Annotated in this window: 20 protein-coding genes, 2 tRNA genes and 1 rRNA gene; 11 read left to right on the top strand and 12 right to left on the bottom strand. The window is 50.5% G+C overall.

The annotated features are described in order from the left end of the window. The 3 genes from rrf to Q3A88_RS20370 all read left to right on the top strand — a co-directional run. Nucleotides 1-114 (top strand): 5S ribosomal RNA (rrf, locus tag Q3A88_RS20380); the annotation flags it as partial. 52 nt (nucleotides 115-166) lie between these two features. Continuing rightward, nucleotides 167-243: transfer RNA gene (locus tag Q3A88_RS20375), tRNA-Asp, on the top strand. Between the two features lie 230 nt (nucleotides 244-473). Next, the gene (locus Q3A88_RS20370) at nucleotides 474-1262 is read left to right on the top strand and encodes an endonuclease/exonuclease/phosphatase family protein (RefSeq protein ID WP_039281746.1); all 789 of its coding nucleotides are present in this window, start codon (nucleotides 474-476) and stop codon (nucleotides 1260-1262) included. Between the two features lie 68 nt (nucleotides 1263-1330). On the opposite strand, the gene mltD is transcribed toward Q3A88_RS20370, so the two are convergent. Together mltD and gloB are read right to left on the bottom strand one after the other, a co-directional pair. After that, on the bottom strand, nucleotides 1331-2704 hold the full coding sequence (mltD, locus tag Q3A88_RS20365) for a murein transglycosylase D (RefSeq protein ID WP_039281742.1): 1374 nt from the start codon (nucleotides 2702-2704) through the stop codon (nucleotides 1331-1333). Between the two features lie 70 nt (nucleotides 2705-2774). Beyond that, complete coding sequence (gloB, locus tag Q3A88_RS20360; protein ID WP_317178549.1) at nucleotides 2775-3530, bottom strand: hydroxyacylglutathione hydrolase; 756 nt, start codon at nucleotides 3528-3530, stop codon at nucleotides 2775-2777. A gap of 43 nt (nucleotides 3531-3573) precedes the next feature. Here gloB and Q3A88_RS20355 point away from each other — a divergent pair, with 43 nt between their 5' ends. Next, nucleotides 3574-4284, top strand: coding sequence for a class I SAM-dependent methyltransferase (locus Q3A88_RS20355; RefSeq protein ID WP_039500018.1), 711 nt, complete (start codon nucleotides 3574-3576; stop codon nucleotides 4282-4284). 19 nt (nucleotides 4285-4303) lie between these two features. Here Q3A88_RS20355 and rnhA read toward each other — a convergent pair whose 3' ends face one another. After that, on the bottom strand, nucleotides 4304-4870 hold the full coding sequence (gene rnhA / locus Q3A88_RS20350) for a ribonuclease HI (RefSeq protein WP_162274785.1): 567 nt from the start codon (nucleotides 4868-4870) through the stop codon (nucleotides 4304-4306). On the opposite strand from rnhA, the gene dnaQ reads away from it, so the two are divergent. Beyond that, a complete protein-coding gene (dnaQ, locus tag Q3A88_RS20345; protein ID WP_039318335.1) occupies nucleotides 4824-5561 on the top strand; it encodes a DNA polymerase III subunit epsilon in 738 nt (245 codons plus the stop codon). The genes rnhA and dnaQ overlap by 47 nt on opposite strands. 173 nt (nucleotides 5562-5734) lie before the next feature. Further along, nucleotides 5735-5811: transfer RNA gene (locus Q3A88_RS20340), tRNA-Asp, on the top strand. A 123-nt stretch (nucleotides 5812-5934) separates the two neighbouring features. Here the strand turns inward: Q3A88_RS20340 and nrdF are convergent. The 7 genes from nrdF to Q3A88_RS20305 form a co-directional block, all read right to left on the bottom strand. Then, nucleotides 5935-6897 carry a class 1b ribonucleoside-diphosphate reductase subunit beta gene (nrdF, locus tag Q3A88_RS20335; protein WP_317178548.1) on the bottom strand — a complete coding sequence of 321 codons (963 nt, stop codon included), beginning with the start codon at nucleotides 6895-6897 and terminating at the stop codon, nucleotides 5935-5937. Nucleotides 6898-6921: 24 nt separating this feature from the next. Continuing rightward, entirely contained in the window at nucleotides 6922-9087 is a 2166-nt protein-coding gene (gene nrdE, locus Q3A88_RS20330) for a class 1b ribonucleoside-diphosphate reductase subunit alpha (protein ID WP_410522773.1), read from the bottom strand. Then, nucleotides 9066-9473 carry a class Ib ribonucleoside-diphosphate reductase assembly flavoprotein NrdI gene (nrdI, locus tag Q3A88_RS20325; RefSeq protein ID WP_317178547.1) on the bottom strand — a complete coding sequence of 136 codons (408 nt, stop codon included), beginning with the start codon at nucleotides 9471-9473 and terminating at the stop codon, nucleotides 9066-9068. Before nrdI ends, nrdE begins: the two co-directional genes overlap by 22 nt. A gap of 9 nt (nucleotides 9474-9482) precedes the next feature. Then, nucleotides 9483-9722 (bottom strand): glutaredoxin-like protein NrdH, encoded by a 240-nt coding sequence (gene nrdH / locus Q3A88_RS20320; RefSeq protein WP_014916295.1) that lies wholly within the window; start codon nucleotides 9720-9722, stop codon nucleotides 9483-9485. A gap of 700 nt (nucleotides 9723-10422) precedes the next feature. Further along, nucleotides 10423-11217, bottom strand: a complete 795-nt coding sequence (speD, locus tag Q3A88_RS20315) for an adenosylmethionine decarboxylase (RefSeq protein ID WP_317178546.1) — start codon at nucleotides 11215-11217, stop codon at nucleotides 10423-10425. A gap of 44 nt (nucleotides 11218-11261) precedes the next feature. After that, complete coding sequence (gene speE / locus Q3A88_RS20310) at nucleotides 11262-12125, bottom strand: polyamine aminopropyltransferase (protein ID WP_317178545.1); 864 nt, start codon at nucleotides 12123-12125, stop codon at nucleotides 11262-11264. 107 nt (nucleotides 12126-12232) lie between these two features. Beyond that, nucleotides 12233-12580, bottom strand: coding sequence for a YacC family pilotin-like protein (locus tag Q3A88_RS20305; RefSeq protein WP_010280797.1), 348 nt, complete (start codon nucleotides 12578-12580; stop codon nucleotides 12233-12235). A 294-nt stretch (nucleotides 12581-12874) separates the two neighbouring features. On the opposite strand from Q3A88_RS20305, the gene Q3A88_RS20300 reads away from it, so the two are divergent. Both Q3A88_RS20300 and Q3A88_RS20295 read left to right on the top strand, forming a co-directional pair. After that, nucleotides 12875-14497, top strand: a complete 1623-nt coding sequence (locus Q3A88_RS20300) for an iron ABC transporter permease (protein ID WP_317178544.1) — start codon at nucleotides 12875-12877, stop codon at nucleotides 14495-14497. 4 nt (nucleotides 14498-14501) lie between these two features. Next, nucleotides 14502-15587, top strand: coding sequence for an ABC transporter ATP-binding protein (locus Q3A88_RS20295; protein WP_317178543.1), 1086 nt, complete (start codon nucleotides 14502-14504; stop codon nucleotides 15585-15587). Here Q3A88_RS20295 and Q3A88_RS20290 read toward each other — a convergent pair whose 3' ends face one another. Next, nucleotides 15588-16022 carry a GNAT family N-acetyltransferase gene (locus tag Q3A88_RS20290; protein ID WP_014916289.1) on the bottom strand — a complete coding sequence of 145 codons (435 nt, stop codon included), beginning with the start codon at nucleotides 16020-16022 and terminating at the stop codon, nucleotides 15588-15590. It lies immediately after the preceding gene. A 152-nt stretch (nucleotides 16023-16174) separates the two neighbouring features. On the opposite strand from Q3A88_RS20290, the gene hpt reads away from it, so the two are divergent. Beyond that, on the top strand, nucleotides 16175-16708 hold the full coding sequence (gene hpt / locus Q3A88_RS20285) for a hypoxanthine phosphoribosyltransferase (RefSeq protein WP_172644812.1): 534 nt from the start codon (nucleotides 16175-16177) through the stop codon (nucleotides 16706-16708). Nucleotides 16709-16767: 59 nt separating this feature from the next. On the opposite strand, the gene can is transcribed toward hpt, so the two are convergent. Beyond that, a complete protein-coding gene (gene can, locus Q3A88_RS20280; protein ID WP_010280785.1) occupies nucleotides 16768-17409 on the bottom strand; it encodes a carbonate dehydratase in 642 nt (213 codons plus the stop codon). Between the two features lie 262 nt (nucleotides 17410-17671). On the opposite strand from can, the gene Q3A88_RS20275 reads away from it, so the two are divergent. Beyond that, nucleotides 17672-18610: an ABC transporter ATP-binding protein gene (locus tag Q3A88_RS20275; RefSeq protein ID WP_014916287.1), complete on the top strand. Its 939-nt coding sequence runs from the start codon at nucleotides 17672-17674 to the stop codon at nucleotides 18608-18610. Next, the gene (locus Q3A88_RS20270; RefSeq protein ID WP_014916286.1) at nucleotides 18607-19377 is read left to right on the top strand and encodes an ABC transporter permease; all 771 of its coding nucleotides are present in this window, start codon (nucleotides 18607-18609) and stop codon (nucleotides 19375-19377) included. The genes Q3A88_RS20275 and Q3A88_RS20270 overlap by 4 nt, the downstream gene beginning before the upstream one ends. The last annotated feature ends 248 nt before the right edge of the window (nucleotides 19378-19625 follow it).

Genomic DNA, 19625 nt, shown 5'->3' with positions numbered 1-19625 from the left:
TGGCGGCGATAGCGCGGTGGTCCCACCTGACCCCATGCCGAACTCAGAAGTGAAACGCCGTAGCGCCGATGGTAGTGTGGGGCTTCCCCATGTGAGAGTAGGGAACTGCCAGGCATCAAATTAAGCAGTAAGCCGGAGCAATCCGGTGGTTGTAGAGAAATTCGGTGGAGCGGTAGTTCAGTTGGTTAGAATACCTGCCTGTCACGCAGGGGGTCGCGGGTTCGAGCCCCGTCCGTTCCGCCACTTATTATGAAAGCCCTAAGTTAACGCTTAGGGCTTTTCATTTTTGAATATTAGAATTTGTATATAAATTCGTTCCTTTCTCCTTCTCTTCTTTTTTGTTTTTGCCGATCACTTCATTTTCCTACTCTATCGCCGAGCGTACATTGTAAGTCTGCGATAAAATTCTATAACAGAAGAGTGCTCTTTTTTGATAGGGTATTTAGAGTATTGAAACCGATAGTGGATTAGGCGTGCGGAAAAGAACCTATGCGATGAGGTATGTTGCCGGCCAACCAGCTGAACGTATCTTTCCTCCCGGGGAAATGCATTATCCGGGACAAGTGCTACCGACAGGCTCATTGTTGCTGGAGGGCGATGTTTTACGCGTCATGGTGTGGAACATTTTTAAGCAACAACGAATGAACTGGCTTTCCGTGTTGCAGAATTTCGGTAAAGGTACCCAGCTAGTTCTGTTGCAGGAAGCGCAAAGCACGCCAGAACTCATCCGTTTCGCAACCACTAACTACCTTTCTGCCGATCAGGTTCCTGCCATTATTCTCCCGCAGCATCCATCTGGTGTGATGACGCTATCAGCAGCTCAGCCAGTATATTGCTGTCCTTTACGTGAAAGGGAACCCCTGTTGCGTTTGGCTAAGTCCTCGTTGGTGACCGTCTACGCGCTTCAGAATGGTCAGAGGCTGATGGTTATCAATATCCATGCGGTTAACTTTAGTTTTGGTGTTGAAGTTTATACCAAGCAGTTGGCTGCGATTGGGGAACAACTCGTACATCATCAGGGGCCAGCTATTATGGCCGGAGATTTTAATGCGTGGAGTCAACAGCGTATTAATGCACTGAATCGGTTTGCGACAAGGATGGGATTGCAGGAGGTACAATTCGTTGATGACCAACGGCGAAAGGCGTTTGGTCGCCCGCTCGATTTCGTCTTTTACCGTGAGCTGACCGTTAACCAGTCTTCTGTATTGGTGACTCAGGCCTCAGATCATAACCCACTGCTCGTTGAATTTAGCCTGAGTTAATCGCTATAAAAAAACAGCCCATCTACAGAGGTAGAGGGCTGCTTATCGTTACTGATTCTGATATGACATTAAGAATCAGGTTTTATATTGCTGCTAACATAAAGCGTCAGACGATCGCCTGGCTGGATGTTGGCATTCTTGTTGATAACCGTATTCCAGCGCATCACATCAGCGATATTTACGCCGTGCCGTTTAGCAATGCTTGCCAGCGAATCACCCTTTCTAACCTGGTAGGTGATAGAACTGCTATTGCCTGACGCTTTGGCAACTTGCAACGTCTGGCCAACCTTGAGCGCACCAGCGCTACGTAGATTGTTCCAGCTCTGCAAATCTTTCGTGCTGACATTAAGCCGTGCCGCAATGGCTGATAAGGTATCACCCGAGCGTACCTTATACTGCTGTGATGCTGGTGTTGGCTGCGTTTGCGCTAAGCGTGTTGGTTGAATCGCTGCGATGTCACCATCAGCCAGTGAATCTTTCAACTGCTCAACGTGAGCTTTAGGAACCATAATGTAATGTGGCCCATTTGGCGCGGTAACATTACGTTTATAGCCCGAGTTATAGCTCTTCAGCTTATTCAACGACAAACCAGCCATCTCAGCAGCTTGCGTCAACTCTATCTGCTGCCCCAGCTCAACCTTTGCTAATGCGCGGCTTTCATTGGGTTGCGGCAGACTCACGCCATACTTCTTGCTGTTTTTAAGAATATCGCTCAAAGCCAGCATCTTAGGAACATAGATTGACGTTTCCCGCGGTAACGCCAGCGCCCAGAAGCTGGTTGATTTTCCTTTTGCTTTATTCGCTTTCATCGCCTGCATGACGCGGCCTTCACCACTGTTGTATGCAGCAACGGTCAATAACCAGTCGCCATCAAACATTGTGTTGAGTCGTTGCATCATATCCAGCGCAGCCGTCGTAGACGCAATCACATCGCGACGTCCGTCGTACCACTGGTTTTGTTTCAAACCATAATTGCGTCCTGTGCCAGGGATAATCTGCCATAGCCCAGCGGCATTGGCGGATGATGTGGCACTTGGATCAAAAGCGCTCTCCACTATGGGTAGCAGTACCAGTTCCATCGGCATTTTACGTTGCTTAATCTGCTCGACTATCCAGTACATGTACGGCTCTGCCCGTAATGTTACATCGTGGAGATAGCTCTTATTTTTCAAATAACGCATTTTTTGCTCGCGGATCCGGGCGTTTTCCGGAACCTCCATCTTCAGCTCGTCGCCAATGAAGTTCCACAGATCTCGTTGCGCGAGGCTATCGTCATCTAGCCATCGCGCTGAGGCCTCTCGACCACCTGTGTACTTTCCTGCTTCACTTTGACTTGCCGAAGACAAACTCTGTGCATGCTGCTTGGGTTGTGAGGTGTCATGTGGTGAGACCTGACAACCCGCCAGCAAGACTGAGGCGATGAGTATCGCTTTAGCCTTCATATGTTGGTCAATAGTTGCTTAAAAGACGAGCAAGGATACTTTGATTAGAGGAATAGCACAACCTAAACCTTCAGAAGCAGTCTTTCTTGCTACGTAGCATCTCAAAAGCTTGCCAATTCTCTATATTTTCAGGTTCCTTTGATAATTTCCTTTTTAAATCAATTTCATGACAGCGGAGGAATAGGTTGATTCTTCTCTCCAGCCCTAATGTCGTTGGTAAACTAGACTGCGATTTTTCTCGTATCTGACTGATTTCATGGAGATAAGCTTCAATAATGGGATCTTCTGGCAATATCGCATTAGAAAATCTTAAGTTTGATAGCGTGTATTCATGAGCGCAGCACACTATTGTATCATCAGGGAGTTCTGCTATTTTTTGAATAGATTCATACATTTGTCTCGATGTGCCTTCAAAAATACGACCGCATCCCGCTGAAAATAGGGTATCGCCACAGAACAAAAATGGCGCACTGTAGTAGGCAATATGACCAGATGTGTGCCCTGGAACCTCAATTACAGAAAATTCCGAATTTAACAAAGAGACGGTATTTCCTTCTTCCACCAGGTAGGTCGCGCCGCATTTAGCGGTTTCTTTTGGACCAAAAACAGGCAGATTAGGGTAATGTTTGAGGAGCTCGCTGACGCCTCCTACATGGTCGTTATGATGATGAGTGAGCAAGATTGCTTCGGGGAAAAGTGAGTGTTGATCGAGTGTATTAAGCACCGGGGAAGCCTCACCAGGATCGACGATCACACAGCGATTTTCTTTATTGCTCAATAGCCAAATGTAGTTGTCCTGAAGTGCGGGGATACTGATAAGATTCATTCATCACCTCTTTTTTCTAGCAGCCTGAGGACGAGAACAGAAGATGAAATTGGCACGAACCCCTCAGACCATTGTTGCACCTGATTCATGGGATGATATCACCTGTGGGCAATTTTATCGCGAGTCGATTGAACTGGCTTTGTTGCCATGGTGGTCAAAACTCTTTGGTTTTCATCTTATCAAGGTAGGGGCGCTAAGCGCGGAAATCCATGTAACAGAGTGTGCGATTGCGCATCAGGTTAATGTTGCTCCACACGGCGATAATCTTCAGGTTATCGCAGATGCTCATCAATTACCGTTCTCTGAAAAGTCGATCGACGCCTGCTTGCTTGCTCAAACGCTGTCATATTCATCGGACCCGCATCGTATTCTGCGGGAGGTTGATCGTGTCTTGATCGATGATGGTTGGTTAATCCTGAGCACGTTTAATCCGATCAGTCTGGTTGGCTTGGGTAAACTGATCCCCAGACTCAATAAAAAACATCCTTATTGCAGCCGCATGTTTACTCAAATGCGTATTACGGACTGGCTGGGGCTATTGAACTATGAGGTTATCGAACAGACCCATTTTCACGTTACGCCATGGCGAAGAAACAAAGGGAAGTTGAATAAACATATTCCGATGCTGGGGTGTCTGACGTTGATTATTGCCCGGAAGCGCACAATTCCGCTGACGTTTACGCCGATGAGGGCGAGATTGCGCAAAGCATCAGTGCGCCGCACGGTGGGCGCAACAAAGATATATCGAAGATGAGGCGGACGCCTACGGTGATTTACTCAGCCTGATAACCGGTGTCATCAAGCGTTGGTGCACTGGCGGCAGCGCGAGCGAGTTCATCACAGCGCTCGTTTTCTGGATGCCCTGCGTGTCCTTTTACCCATTCCCAGCGCACGGAATGGCGTTGAATCGCGGTATCCAGTCTTTGCCAGAGATCGACGTTCTTGACCGGTTTTTTATCGGCGGTTTTCCAACCTCGCTTTTTCCAGTTATGAATCCAACTGGTGATTCCCTGACGAACATATTGACTGTCTGTGCTGAGTACGACGTCACAGTCAGTGGTTAGTGTTTCAAGCGCTGCAATTGCGGCCATCAGCTCCATTCTGTTATTCGTCGTAAGACGATAACCAGCACTCAATGCTTTTTCGTGCTGCTTGTAGCGCAGCAGGGCGCCATAGCCGCCGGGGCCGGGATTACCGAGGCAAGATCCGTCGGTGAAAATTTCTACCTGTTTGCGCATCTCTGGTAGACTCTCCCTTATGGTAAAAACGGCAAGTCTGACATAAACGAAAACGATGAGCACTGAAATTACGCGACAAATCGTCCTGGATACAGAAACCACCGGTATGAATATGCTGGGGGTTCACTATGAAGGGCATAAAATTATCGAGATCGGTGCGGTTGAAGTGATTAACCGCCGCCTGACTGGCCGTCATTTTCACGTCTATATCAAACCCGATCGTTTAGTGGATCCCGAAGCGTATAACGTACATGGTATTAGCGATGAGTTTCTGGCTGACAAGCCGACGTATGCGGATATCGTGGATGATTTTCTCGATTTTATCCGTGGCGCAGAGCTGGTCATCCATAACGCAACGTTTGATATCGGCTTTATGGATTACGAATTTCGGCTGCTGAACCGAGATCTTCCTAAGACGGAGACGTTCTGTAAGATCACCGATAGCCTGTTAATGGCGCGGAAGATCTTTCCCGGTAAGCGTAACAGTTTGGATGCGCTCTGCGATCGCTACCAGATAGATAACAGCAAGCGTACGCTGCACGGCGCATTGCTCGATGCCGAGATTCTGGCAGAAGTTTATCTGGCGATGACCGGTGGTCAGACGTCACTGACTTTTTCGATGGAAGGTGAAACGCAGCAGAAGAACGAGAATACCGAAACGATCCAGAGAATCGTCCGCCCTCAATCGGCGTTAACGGTACTTTACGCTGATGAGGCAGAGCTATTAGCGCATGAACAACGTCTGGATCTGATTGCTAAAAAAGGCGGGAGTTGCCTGTGGCGGGCAGAATAGCGCCGCTGCGATATTCTGCCCTTTACGCAGTAAAAAGAATCGGTTGATCGCATTGCGGGTGAGAGAATAGACAGCAAGATGAAATTATAAGCAAACAGAAACGGTTAGTTATAAAAAGCATTGACGTAATAGTGCCGTCATCTTAGTATTCATCCCGCTCAGTGAGCACGAGTGGAGCGGTAGTTCAGTTGGTTAGAATACCTGCCTGTCACGCAGGGGGTCGCGGGTTCGAGCCCCGTCCGTTCCGCCACTTATATGAAAGCCCTGAATCAGAAATGGTTCAGGGTTTTTTCATTTCTGGGTTTATCGAAAAAAGACTGTAGAGAAGCGTTTGGGGAAAAATGCGGCCACCCGAAAAGCAGCGGCCGTTTTTTTAGAAGTCCCAGTCTTCGTCTTCAGTGTTGACGGCTTTACCGATCACATAAGATGAACCCGAGCCAGAGAAGAAGTCGTGGTTCTCATCCGCGTTTGGCGATAGCGCCGAGAGAATCGCGGGATTCACATCCGTCATGCTGGCGGGGAACAGCGCTTCATAACCCAGATTCATTAGCGCTTTGTTCGCGTTGTAGTGGAGGAATTTCTTCACATCTTCCGTCCAGCCGACGCCGTCATAGAGTTCCTGCGTATATAACACCTCATTGTCATACAAATCCTGTAGCAGATCGTAGGCGAAATTTTTCACCTGCTGCTGACGAGCGGAATCGACCTTCGCTAACCCGCGCTGGAATTTGTAGCCAATATAGTAGCCGTGTACCGCTTCGTCGCGAATGATAAGCCGGATCAAATCCGCCGTGTTGGTCAGCTTGGCACGGCTTGACCAGTACATCGGCAGGTAGAACCCCGAGTAGAACAGGAACGACTCCAGAAACACGCTGGCGACTTTCTTCATCAGCGGATCGTCACTGCGATAGTGCGACAGAATAATGTCGGACTTTTTCTGTAGCGCCGTATTCTCTTCGCTCCATCGATACGCATCATCAACTTCGCTGGTTAGACACAGCGTCGAGAAAATAGAGCTGTACGAACGAGCATGCACCGCTTCCATAAAGCTGATGTTAGACAGCACGGCTTCTTCATGTGGCGTCACAGCATCGGACATGAGTGTTGGTGCGCCTAGCGTATTTTGGATGGTGTCTAACAGCGTTAGTCCAGTGAAGACACGGATCGTCAACTGACGCTCGCGGGCATTGAGCGTACTCCACGACGGAATATCGTTAGAAAGTGGCACCTTTTCCGGAAGCCAGAAGTTAGACGTCAGCCGGTTCCAGACTTCCAAATCTTTGTCGTCTTCAATTTTGTTCCAGTTAATCGCCTGGACGCGAGTGAGTGCGGTCATGCTTCGATTTCCTTCCGCGATGGCTTAGAGCGCACAGGACACACAGCCCTGAACTTCGGTGCCTTCCAGCGCCATCTGTCGTATGCGAATGTAATAAATAGTCTTAATGCCTTTGGTCCAGGCGTAGATCTGCGCTTTATTGATGTCGCGCGTGGTGGCGGTATCGCGGAAAAACAGCGTCAGCGACAGCCCCTGATCGACGTGCTGCGTGGCGGCGGCATAGGTGTCGATAATCTTCTGCGGCCCAATCTCATAGGCATCCTGGTAATACTCGAGATTGTTATTGTTCATGTAAGGGGCAGGGTAGTAGACGCGACCAATCTTGCCCTCTTTACGAATTTCGATACGTGACACAATCGGGTGGATGCTGGACGTCGAGTGGTTGATATATGAAATCGAACCGGTCGGCGGAACTGCCTGCAAGTTCTGGTTATAAATGCCGTGCGCCATCACGGATTCGCGCAGCGCTGCCCAGTCCTGCTGAGTGGGAATGTGGATGCCAGCCTGTTCAAACAGCTCACGTGCGCGTGTTGTTGTGGGTTCCCAGATTTGCTCGATGTACTTATCAAAATACTCACCCGTAGCGTATTTTGAGAGTTCAAAGCCTGAGAAGCGCTGATTCCGCTCTATCGCTAAGACATTCGATGCCCGAATTGCGTGGAAAGCAACGGTATAGAAATAAATGTTGGTGAAATCGACGGCTTCTTCTGTGCCGTAAAAAATCCGTTCTTTCGCCAGATAGCCATGCAGGTTCATCTGACCTAAACCAATGGCGTGCGATTGGTCGTTGCCTTTTTCTATGGACGGCACAGAGCTGATGTGGCTCATATCGGAAACGGCGGTCAGCGCGCGGATCGCCATTTCAACTGTCTGGCCGAAATCGGGCGAGGCCATCGCATTGGCAATATTCATCGAACCGAGGTTACAGGAGATGTCTTTACCGATGTGGCTGTAGCCAAGATCGTCGTCGTACAGGCTGGCCTCGTTGACCTGCAAAATCTCAGAGCACAGGTTACTCATATTGATACGGCCGTGAATCGGGTTCGCGCGATTCACCGTATCCTCAAACATCATGTAGGGATAACCGGACTCGAACTGGATCTCAGCGAGGATCTGGAAGAATTCGCGCGCCTTAATTTGGGATTTACGGATGCGCTTGTCGTTGACCATCTCATGGTATTTTTCGGTGACGCTAATTTCTGACAGCGGCACGCCATAAACTTGCTCGACATCATAGGGCGAGAACAGGTACATCACCTGATTATTCTTCGCCAACTGGAACGTGATATCGGGAATGACCACACCTAAAGACAGCGTCTTGATGCGGATTTTCTCATCGGCATTTTCCCGCTTGGTATCCAGAAAACGCAGAATATCGGGGTGGTGTGCATTGAGGTACACCGCCCCCGCGCCCTGACGCGCTCCAAGCTGGTTGGCGTAGGAGAACGCATCTTCCAGCATTTTCATGATAGGGATAATGCCGGACGACTGGTTTTCAATACGTTTGATCGGCGCACCGGTTTCGCGGATGTTGCTGAGCATGAAGGCCACGCCGCCGCCGCGTTTTGAGAGCTGAAGCGCGGAGTTAATTGCTCGGCCAATTGACTCCATATTGTCTTCAATGCGCAGCAGGAAGCAGGAGACCAGTTCGCCGCGCTGCTTTTTACCGCAGTTGAGGAACGTGGGGGTGGCGGGCTGGAAGCGTCCACTGATGATTTCATCTACCAGCGTGCTAGCGAGTGCCGTGTCCCCTTTAGCGAGGGTCAGTGCCACAAGGCAGACGCGATCTTCGTAGCGTTCCAGATAGCGTTTGCCGTCAAAGGTTTTTAGCGTATAGCCGGTGTAGTATTTGAACGCCCCCAGAAAGGTTTGAAAACGGAATTTGTGAGCGTAGGCCTGCTGGAAAAGACTCTTGATGAAATCGAACTGATATTGATCCAGCACTTCCGCTTCGTAGTAGCCTTCTTCCACCAGATAACGCAGCTTTTCTTCCAGATTGTGGAAGAACACGGTGTTCTGGTTTACATGCTGTAGGAAATAACGGCGCGCCGCGAGCTTATCCATCTCGAACTGGATATTCCCCTCTGCGTCGTAGAGGTTGAGCATCGCGTTCAATGCGTGGTAATCGAGTGAGTGGGCATCTGCGTCGGCCTTGGTTGCCTTTGCACTCACGTGGTCTGTTGTTGCCAAAATTCAGTTACTCCCTTACGCACGTTTGCAACGTCTTCTGCCGTGCCGAGCAATTCAAAGCGGTACAGGTAAGGCACCTGACATTTCTGCGCAATGATGTCGCCAGCGATGCAGTACGCTGCACCGAAATTGGTATTGCCTGCGGCAATCACGCCGCGCAGATAAGCGCGATTATGCGGATCGTTGAGAAAGATGATGACCTGACGCGGCACAGTCCCTTTCGTGCTGCCTCCGCCATAGCTGGGGACAACCAGAATATAGGGGCGATCAACTTTCAATGCAGGCTGTTCTGTCGCTATCGGAATTCTCAGGGCTGGCAAGCCAACCCTGGAAATGAAGCGATGCGTGTTTTCCGACTGGCTGGAGAAATAGACCAGCGGGTTCATATTGCCCCCTTACTGCAATTGCAGGGCGGCGTTCAGAGTACTGATCTTATCCGGGCGGAAGCCGCTCCAATGATCGTCGGCCGTCATCACGACGGGTACCTGTTGATAGCCCAATGCTCTTACCTGCTGCAACGCCTGTTCATCTTCAGTTAAGTCCACCAGTTGATAGTTAATTCCTTGCTTGTCCAGCGCACGGCATGTGGCGTTGCATTGAACACAATCTGGCTTAGTGAAAATAGTAATACGCATGATTCGTATTTACCCTTTGGCGTGAAAGAAGTATGTCGGAGCGGCTATCTTCAGGGCATGTGCACCCGAACCGATCCACTGGGTAGCGACCCGTTACGCGAGCGCTACACAAAGAATACTAGATGTGGGTGTTTTAAATTTCAACCACACAAGATATATGATTTTTAGTTGACCTTATACCAATTGACGCGAACCCAGATGCAGCAAGGCTGGGAGAGAATGCAAGCAAAAAATGCAGAAAGAAATAAATGTGACGCGCATCATTTTTGACGAAATAGTGTGCGAAGAAATGAAGGGTAATGTGGGAAAGACAAAAGCCAACATGACTAATCCAGCTTTCCTTTGGTAAAAGGTGGCTTCTTAGTAACGCTTTTTTATGCTGACTAAGAGACAATTTCGTGCGCAATGATACCGGCATTTTCATGCTACTTCATAGCACGCGCCCGACGCAGGGCGCTCAGTCGCCGCCGCCCTGCGAACCCAGGCTTCCGGCTAAATTATGCCGCTACGCGGTTCCACCGGTGTCCATGCCCGCTTTTCGAGCCGCCAGCGACATGCTCCCGGCATGGCGCTGGCTTTCGCGACGTCCTGTCGCTCACTCGGCGGTCAAGTGCACCGCTGCATAATTTTTACGCCGGATAACGGCAAAATCCTTGATGCCCTTATATTTGTGACTAAGAGATACACCCTATATGTATCATTACAGAACGGGCAGGTTTCTGCCGTAATAGATTTCCTGCATTTCGTGATACAGCAGATCGGTAATTCTTTTCCGTTCAGCAGCGCTGAGCTCTTCTGGACTGACGTTGAACAGGTAGTGTTTCAGGTCGAAGTCTTTCAATAACATTTTGGTATGGAAGATATTTTCCTGATACACGTTCACGTCCATCATGTGATAGAGCGATTTCATGTCCTCTGACATGAAGTTCTGAACCGAATTGATCTGGTGATCGATGAAATGCTTTATGCCATTAACATCACGGGTAAATCCCCGCACGCGATAGTCGATGGTCACAATATCGGATTCAAGCTGGTGGATGAGGTAGTTCAGCGCTTTCAGCGGTGAAATCACGCCGCAGGTAGAAACTTCAATATCTGCGCGGAAGGTACAGAGTCCGCCTTCCGGGTGGCTTTCCGGATAGGTATGGACACAGATATGGCTTTTATCCAGATGGGCAACGACGGAGTTAGGCAACGGCCCTGGATGTTCTGAGGTATCGACATCTCGTGGATCGATGGGTTCTTCGCTGACCAGAATGGTCACGCTCGCACCTTGTGGGTCATAGTCCTGACGGGCGATGTTAAGGACGTTGGCACCAATAATTGAGCAGGTTTCAGTGAGGATTTCTGTTAAACGGTTAGCGTTATATTGTTCGTCGATATAGGCGATATAAGCATCGCGATCGTCGGCCGTTTTGGTGTAACAGATATCGTAGATACAAAAACTCAGGCTTTTCGTTAGGTTGTTAAAGCCGTGTAGCTTCAGCTTGTGCAATTTACGTCACCCCCTTATGGCTGTGTGATTCCCTAAGTAATGGATTATTGGGCATTTTGTAACGCGCTCAACAGATACTGTGGCAGGGCAAAGCTGCCGATGTGAACATCAGGCGTGTAATAGCGACAAGCGATAGCGGATTGCGCAAAACGCTGGCGCAGCGTGGTGGCCTCTATCTGGCGCAGCACAGGGTTATTGCTGGCCCAGGCAAACGTCATAATGCCGCCGTAATAAGTCGGGATCGCTGCCTGATAAAAGCTGACATCTTTGAAATAGTGGCTGAGTTTTTTATGACTGCCGACGGCTTCATCCTGTTGCAGGAAGCACACCCCATTCTGCGCGACGAAAATCCCGCCTTCGTTCAGGCAGCGGGCGCAGCCCTGATAGAAATCGGAGGTGAACAGGCTTTCACCGGGGCCGATGGGGTCGGTGCAATCGGAAATAATGACGTCAAATTTTTCGTTGCACTGCCTGACGAAGTTAACGCCGTCATCAATCACCAGATTAAAACGCGGGTCGTCATAGCTACCAGCGCTGTGATTGGGCAGATATTGGCGACAAAATTCCACCACGCCGGCATCGATTTCTACCATCGTGATATATTCGACGCCGCGGTGCCGGCTGACTTCCCGCAGCATACCGCCATCGCCGCCACCGATAATCAGTACGCGTTTGGCGCTGCCGTGTGACAGAAGGGGAACGTGGGTGAGCATTTCGTGATAGATGAATTCATCGCGCTCGGTGGTTTGCACCACGCCGTCAAGCGCCATCACGCGACCTAATGCGTCGTTTTCAAAGATGATGAGATCTTGATGATCGGTCTTTTCGTGATACAGCACGCGATCAACCGAAAAGTACTGGCCAAAGTTGGCATGCAGAGTTTCATACCAAATTTCTTTCTGGGACATGTTAGGGCTTCCTCCGCGATAACAGCCATGAAAATTGGCGCGCCATCATAGCTGACTCTTTTGCCGCTTGCACGGTCAAATTTCAGTCAGCGCGGAGGAGGGGGGAACTATTGTGCGTAGGAGAGCAGGCCCAGTGAATTACGTGCCAGAGACTGACATTTCTTCGGTGTTGGGATAGCGATTTTACTCAGATCGCGATAGCTGTCTTCACCCATCGCCGTCATGTCGTACGCGCTGTAATTGCTGAGATCCCAGCGGTTTTGCTGAGCAAAAGCGACCAGCGTCCGACGAATCTGTTCATTCGGCAGATCTTGATAGCCACAGTGGTTTTTCAGATAAACAAAGATCGCGGTCAGATCGGCCAGATCTTCCGCTTCAAATTCATTCAGCGCCTTGCTGGCGGAAGAGAAGCTCATCAGGCTTAGCAGGAGCAGAGCCAGCGCAGAGTTTTTCATGGTTGAACCTGTTCCAAATGTTGTCAGATGACGTTATCACAGATATCCCATGAGGTTCCAAGTTTTCTTACGGGAAACATCTGATTGCGATAAAAAATGAATGACGAAAAGGCGGAAAACTCATAATCGCAATCTATTGAAATAGTTGGTTTTTATTTTGGTGACAATCGGCGATGGCAATCGCCTCAGGTTAATCGCAGGATTAAAGCCCATTTATCGCTGTTTGATACGATGACGCCACCGTCAGCCTCTGTTATTAATAACAGCGATCTCACCTAATACAGTTTTTATTCTATGATCTCCGGTGTCTGGCGCGTCAGTAGTTGGTTGTTGGCGGGACTGTTGCTGCTTCCTTTAGCAACGGTTTTTTATCAGGCTTTTTTTGCCGATGGGATGGGATTTAGCCAACTGTGGCAAATCGGGTTACCCACCTATCTGATACATTCAGCGGTCATCGTGATTGGCACGCTTTTCTTCAGCCTGCTGTTTGGGTTGCCTTCCGCCTGGTTTATCGCCATGTACCGTTTTCCCGGTCATCGTGTACTGCAATGGGCGCTTTGCCTGCCGCTCGCGATGCCTGCGTTTCTACTCGCCTACCTTTATACCGATGTGCTACGGCACCTATCCCGGTTGTTGCAGGAAGGCGGGCTGCAGATAGCCTCGTCGTGGGGGGAATCCCACATCGCTGGGCTACCCGTTTCGCTGGGCTGCATCAGCCTGGTGTTGGCGCTGGTGCTTTATCCCTATATTTACCTGCTGGTGCGTGAAGCGCTGGCGAAACAGCCTGCCAGCTTGATTCATTCGGCTCGATTACTGAATCAAACACGTACCCAGGTTTTACGCCGCTTATGTTTGCCTATTGCACTGCCTGCGATTGCCTGCGGTGGCGCGCTAGTGGTGGTTGAAACGCTGGGCGATTATGGCGCGGCGTCTTATCTTGATACCCCAACGATGACAACGCAGGTGCTGGATATCTGGCAGAAGCAGGGCGATCTCGGCGCGGCGGCACGCGTTGGCGTATTGATTTTGCCTGCGATCTTCCTCTTGATGTTTCTGGTTAATGTCTGGCGTCGCAAGCAGAGAATTTATCAAGCTCAAGCTAATCCTTCTCAGGTGATTCCGCCTGTGTTGAGCGGGTGGCGCAGCAAGGCGGTTCGCAGTTACTGCTGGGGCATCGTTTGTCTGTCGTTTCTGTTCCCGGTGCTATATCTACTCTTTCTGGCGCTCCGACATATGATGTCAGTGTGGGATATGGCGTTCCTCCATGCAGTGATGAATAGCCTGTTAGCCTCAGCCATCGCGACTATCATCATTACGCTAATGGCGCTGTCGTTTATCTTTTACACGCGCACGGCTGGGATATTTGCCAATCAGACACCGGTTCGGCTAGTCAGCCTGAGTTTTGCCTTGCCCGGCGTGGTACTGGCCGTCGGACTGTTTACTTTGCTGTCGCTGGTGGACAGCGGAATTAATCTATTTGCCAACGCGGCGGGGTTACCTCCCGCGGAGGCTTTGTTGGCGGGCTCGCTGTTTATTCTCATCCTCGCCTATAGCGTTAAATTTGGGCGTCTGATGCTGGACAGCCTTGAGCGCAGCATGGAAGGCATTCCGCGATCGCTGGACAGTGCGAGTCTTGTACTGGGCGCCTCTCCCCTCAGCCGTTGGTCGCGCGTGCATATTCCGCTGTTGCGTCGCAGCCTGTTCATCGGGGCGCTGCTGATTTTTACGGAAAGTATGAAAGAGCTGAATGTCTCGCTGCTACTGCGCCCTTTCGGGATTGATACGTTGGCAACGTATGTTTTCCGCTTTACGGCGGATGAGCAGATTGCGTCATTTGCCTTTCCTGCGCTGGTGCTGGTAGCGGTAGGGTTAATCCCTGTTTTCTGGCTGAATCGCGCACTGAATATAAAAGGATAATCACATGGCCGCGCCGATAGATATTCTGAGCGTTCAGGCAGTAAGTTGTACGTTGCAGCAGTCTCCCGTGCTGGAGAACATCTCATTTGCCGTGCGTGATGATGAGACGATCTGCCTGTTGGGGCGAAACGGCTGTGGTAAAACGGCGCTATTACAGGTGATCGCTGGCCTGCTGCCGATTACTCAGGGCAAGATTTTTCTGGAAGGTGAACCCGTCAGCTCGCCGCAAGCGTACGTCCTGCCCGAGCTGCGTCAGGTTGGCCTGATTTTTCAGGACTACGCGCTCTTTCCGCATCTGACGGTGGAAGGCAACATTGCGTTTGGTTTGTATGGCCGCTCGGACAGCGAGGTAAAGCTAACTTGTGCGGAGATGCTGACGCTTTTGCAACTGGATGAGGTTGCCGCACGTTATCCACACGAGCTATCCAATGAACAGCAGCAGCGTTTGGCGATTGCCCAGGCGCTGGCCTGTGAGCCGAAACTGCTGTTGCTGGATGAGCCGTTTCCCGGTCTGGACAGCCAGACCCGCTATCGCCTGATCACCGAATTGCGGCAGATTCTCAAGCAGCGTCATGTTGCGGCGGTTTTCGCTACGCACAGTCGGGAGGAAGCTTTTGCCTGCGCCGACCATCTGATTCTGCTGGATGAAGGGAAGATTATGCAGCAGGGCTATCCATCCGAGCTGTACCATCGCCCGAATAGCCGCTTTGTCGCTGATTTTATGGGGAATACGAACTATTTGCCTGTGAAAATTATGAGCGACCATCAATGGCAAAGCCCATTGGGCGATCATCAGGCGACCCATCCGCTCAATCAGCCGATGGATTCACAATGCGACTGGATGGTACGCCCGGCAGACGTGGCGTTGGCGCTCGATCCCGATGGCCCGGCGTCTATCGAAGATAGGCTATTCATGGGCACATCAAACTTGTATCGGGTGAAGATGGGAGAACTGATGCTGCTGGTGCAGACTGGTAACTGGTTTGAACCGGGACAGCAGGTGCGTTTAAGCATTAAGACAGATCCGCCAGTCTTGTATCCTGCTTTACCCGCCGTCAGCACTCCGGCTGACGGTTCTGAAAAGAAATAATTACGCCTTGTCGTGTAAATCTGCCGCGGGCATGAGCCAGGTGCTGTTATGCTTTTCAAATCCTAATTTTGGGTAGTAATCCACCGCCAGCGGCGCGGCCAGCAAAATAATTTTGCAGCCTTTTTCAAGCTGCTGAGCGGTTTGTTGAATCAGCTTCTTGCCTATTCCCGCGTGCTGACAGTCCTCTGATACCGCCAGATCGGACAGATAGCAGCAAAAATGAAAATCTGTCACGCTGCGCGCGATCCCAACCAGCGTCTCTCCTTGCCAGGCGGAAACCAGCAGGTTGGCGTGCTTAAGCATACCTGCAATTGCCGTCTCATCATCCAGCGGGCGGCGCGGCCCCAATGACGTTTTCGCCAACAGCTCAATGAACTGCTGACTGGAAAGCGGGGCGTTCACTTTGTAGCAAACATCCACTGGTGGTGTGCTCATGGTGTCTCCTTCATGGTGTGGTTTCTGATATACTTCGCGCGCTTGGGCATTGCCCAGACTGATTCAAAAGTCAGCATTGGCGCATCATCGATAATGAGTCTGTCATTCTACCGAGGGTGCTGAATACCTTACTTCAAAGAGTTATCAGTATGATGAAACATACCGTGGAAGTCATGATTTCTGAGCAGGAAGTGATGGCGCGGGTTACCGAACTGGGGCAACAGATCAGCGAACACTACCGTGATAGCGGCAGCGATATGGTGCTGGTGGGGCTATTGCGTGGATCGTTTATCTTTATGGCCGATTTATGTCGGGCGATTGATGTCCCTCACGAAGTGGACTTCATGACGGCATCCAGCTATGGCAGCGGTATGAACAGTACGCGCGATGTTAAAATCCTGAAAGATCTGGACGAGGATATTCGCGGCAAAGACGTGTTGATCGTTGAAGATATTATCGACTCGGGCAACACGCTGAGCAAAGTGCGGGAAATTCTGCAACTGCGTGAGCCAAAATCGCTGGCTATCTGTACGCTGCTGGACAAACCAGAGCGCCGTGAAGTGGCGGTGAAAGTCGAGTGGGTTGGGTTCTCGATCCCTGATGAATTCGTTGTGGGTTACGGCATCGACTATGCCCAGCACTATCGCCATTTACCTTACGTCGGCAAGGTTGTTCCACAGGAATAGCGTATTAGATAAGGCCGATGCCGTGAGCGACGCCCAGCGAGTGGGCGTCAGACAGCGTATCAAGGCAGGGAAGAAATCGCGCGGCGATAACGCTGTTCCAGCGTCTCCCGGTTGGTCGCCGTCACTTCCAGATCGCGCAGACGGCCATCCTGAATACCGTAAACCCAACCGTGGATCGTGACTTTCTGACCACGCTTCCAGGCGGACTGCATGATGGTGGAGTGGCCGAGGTTATAAACTTGCTCGACAACGTTGATTTCACAGAGCGTATTCAGCCGCTGTTCGGGAGGCAATTCCCCCAGCAGCGAACTATGCTTGTACCACAAATCACGGATATGCAGCAGCCAGTTGTTAATCAAACCCAGTTCCGGGTTTTCTACCGCAGCCTGAACACCGCCGCAGCCGTAGTGGCCGCAGATAATGATATGTTCGACTTCGAGAACTTCGACGGCATATTGCACGACAGACAGGCAATTGAGGTCGGTGTGAATAACCAGATTGGCGACGTTGCGGTGAACAAACAGTTCACCAGGCTCAAGGCTGGTCAGACTTTCCGCAGGTACGCGACTGTCCGAGCATCCAATCCATAGAAAACGGGGACGTTGTGCCTGCGCCAGACGTTCAAAATAGCCAGGATCCTCTTCCACCATCGTTTTAGACCAAAGCTGGTTATTGGCGATGAGCGTTTCAATTTCTTTCATGAAAGTAAATGACCTGTAACAAACAAGGGGCAGTGAGGAGTAATATAAGGCAACATGCGTCGTTTGAAAAACGATAGTTTATACTCGTCATACTTCAAGTTGCATGTGCGTTGGCTGCGTTCACTCACCCGAATCACTTACCTGAGTAAGCTCATCGGGGTTCCCTCGCTTGCCGCCTGCCTGAAACTTGAATTATTTAGAGTATTCATTTGTCACACTTCAAATCTGTAGAATTCACTGATAATAAGGCAATCCATTTCTTATGACATATGCACTGGAACTGGCGCAACTAACCAAAACCTATTCGGGAGGCGTCCAGGCGCTACGGGGGATCGACCTGAACGTGGAAGCGGGGGATTTTTATGCGCTTCTGGGGCCAAATGGCGCGGGAAAATCGACCACGATTGGGATTATCAGCTCGCTGGTGAATAAAACGGCCGGTAAAGTTCGCGTCTTCGGCTATGACCTTGAGCTGGACAAAGTGAATGCGAAACGCCAGCTGGGGTTGGTCCCGCAGGAATTTAACTTCAATCCTTTCGAAACGGTATTACAGATTGTGGTTAATCAGGCTGGCTATTATGGCGTGAAACGTCAGGATGCATTGCAGCGTGCCGAAAAATACCTGAAACAGCTCGATCTGTGGGAGAAACGCAACGAAAAAGCGATGATGTTGTCCGGCGGGATGAAGCGTCGTCTGATGATTGCGCGTGCGTTAATGCATGAGCCTAAGCTGCTGATTCTTGATGAGCCGACCGCAGGCGTGGATATCGAATTACGTCGTTCCATGTGGGGCTTTTTGAAGGAACTGAACGCGCAGGGCACCACGATTATCCTGACGACGCACTATCTGGAAGAAGCGGAAATGCTGTGCCGCAACATCGGGATCATCCAGCGGGGAGAGCTGGTGGAGAACACTTCGATGAAACAGCTGCTTGCTCAGTTGAAGTCCGAAACGTTTATTTTCGATCTGGCGGCGAAAAGCCCGCTGCCACAGCTGGAAGGCTATGTGTTCCGTCTGGTGGATACGTCAACGCTGGAAGTGGATGTGATGCGTGAGCAAGGTCTGAATGCGTTATTCAGCCAGCTAAGCGCGCAGGGGATAACGATATTGAGTATGCGTAATAAAGCGAACCGGTTGGAAGAGCTGTTTGTCACCTTGGTTAATGGGGACGGGGCGAACGGTAAGGGAGAAAAGGCATGATGCATTTGTATTGGGTAGCGCTACAGAGTATCTGGGTGAAAGAAGTCACTCGATTCGGGCGTATCTGGATTCAGACGCTGGTGCCGCCAGTGATCACCATGACGCTGTATTTCATTATTTTTGGCAACTTGATCGGCTCACGTATTGGTGACATGCACGGTTTCACCTACATGCAGTTTATCGTGCCGGGCCTGATCATGATGGCGGTCATTACCAACGCCTATGCTAACGTCGCTTCTTCCTTTTTCAGCGCCAAGTTTCAACGCAATATTGAAGAACTGCTGGTCGCGCCAGTGCCGACTCACGTGATTATTGCGGGCTATGTTGGTGGGGGGATTGCACGTGGCCTGTGCGTCGGGGTACTGGTGACTGCCGTATCGCTGTTCTTCGTCCCGCTACATGTTCATGCCTGGTGGATCATTGTTCTGACGCTCTTGCTGACGGCGACACTGTTCTCGCTGGCAGGCTTATTGAATGCGGTGTTTGCAAAAACCTTTGACGATATCAGCCTGATTCCGACGTTTGTATTAACGCCGCTGACCTATCTGGGCGGGGTGTTTTACTCGCTGACGCTGCTGCCGCCGTTCTGGCAGGCCGTCTCCAAGCTGAACCCGGTGGTGTACATGATTAGCGGCTTCCGCTATGGCTTCCTCGGGATTCAGGATGTACCGCTGCTGTTCACCATGTCGGTGCTGATTGCCTTTATCGTGGTGTTTTATCTGCTGGTCTGGTGGCTGATTGAACGCGGACGCGGGTTACGGACGTAGTGTGTGAATGAGAAGGCGGTGGTAACACCGTGTTAGCCTTTTGGCAGACGGATCTAAGAAGTGAAAACGGTAGTAATGGAATAGAAGAGTAAAGCGTCCGCGCCAGGGATGGCGCGGCTCGAGCTTACAGCTACCGTCTTGAGCGTCAAGCTGCTGTAGCGTAATTCTCGTCATACTTTTGCTGTTTCATCACAACACCGTAGCAGATGTGTACCAGCTTTCTCATCACCCCACCCAGCGCTGACATC

The organism is Pectobacterium sp. HCp5_1 (assembly GCF_032905925.1).
Taxonomy (GTDB): Bacteria; Pseudomonadota; Gammaproteobacteria; order Enterobacterales; family Enterobacteriaceae; genus Pectobacterium; species Pectobacterium brasiliense_A.
Note: the sequence above shows the minus strand (reverse complement) of the source record. Positions and strands in the feature narration are given on the sequence as shown.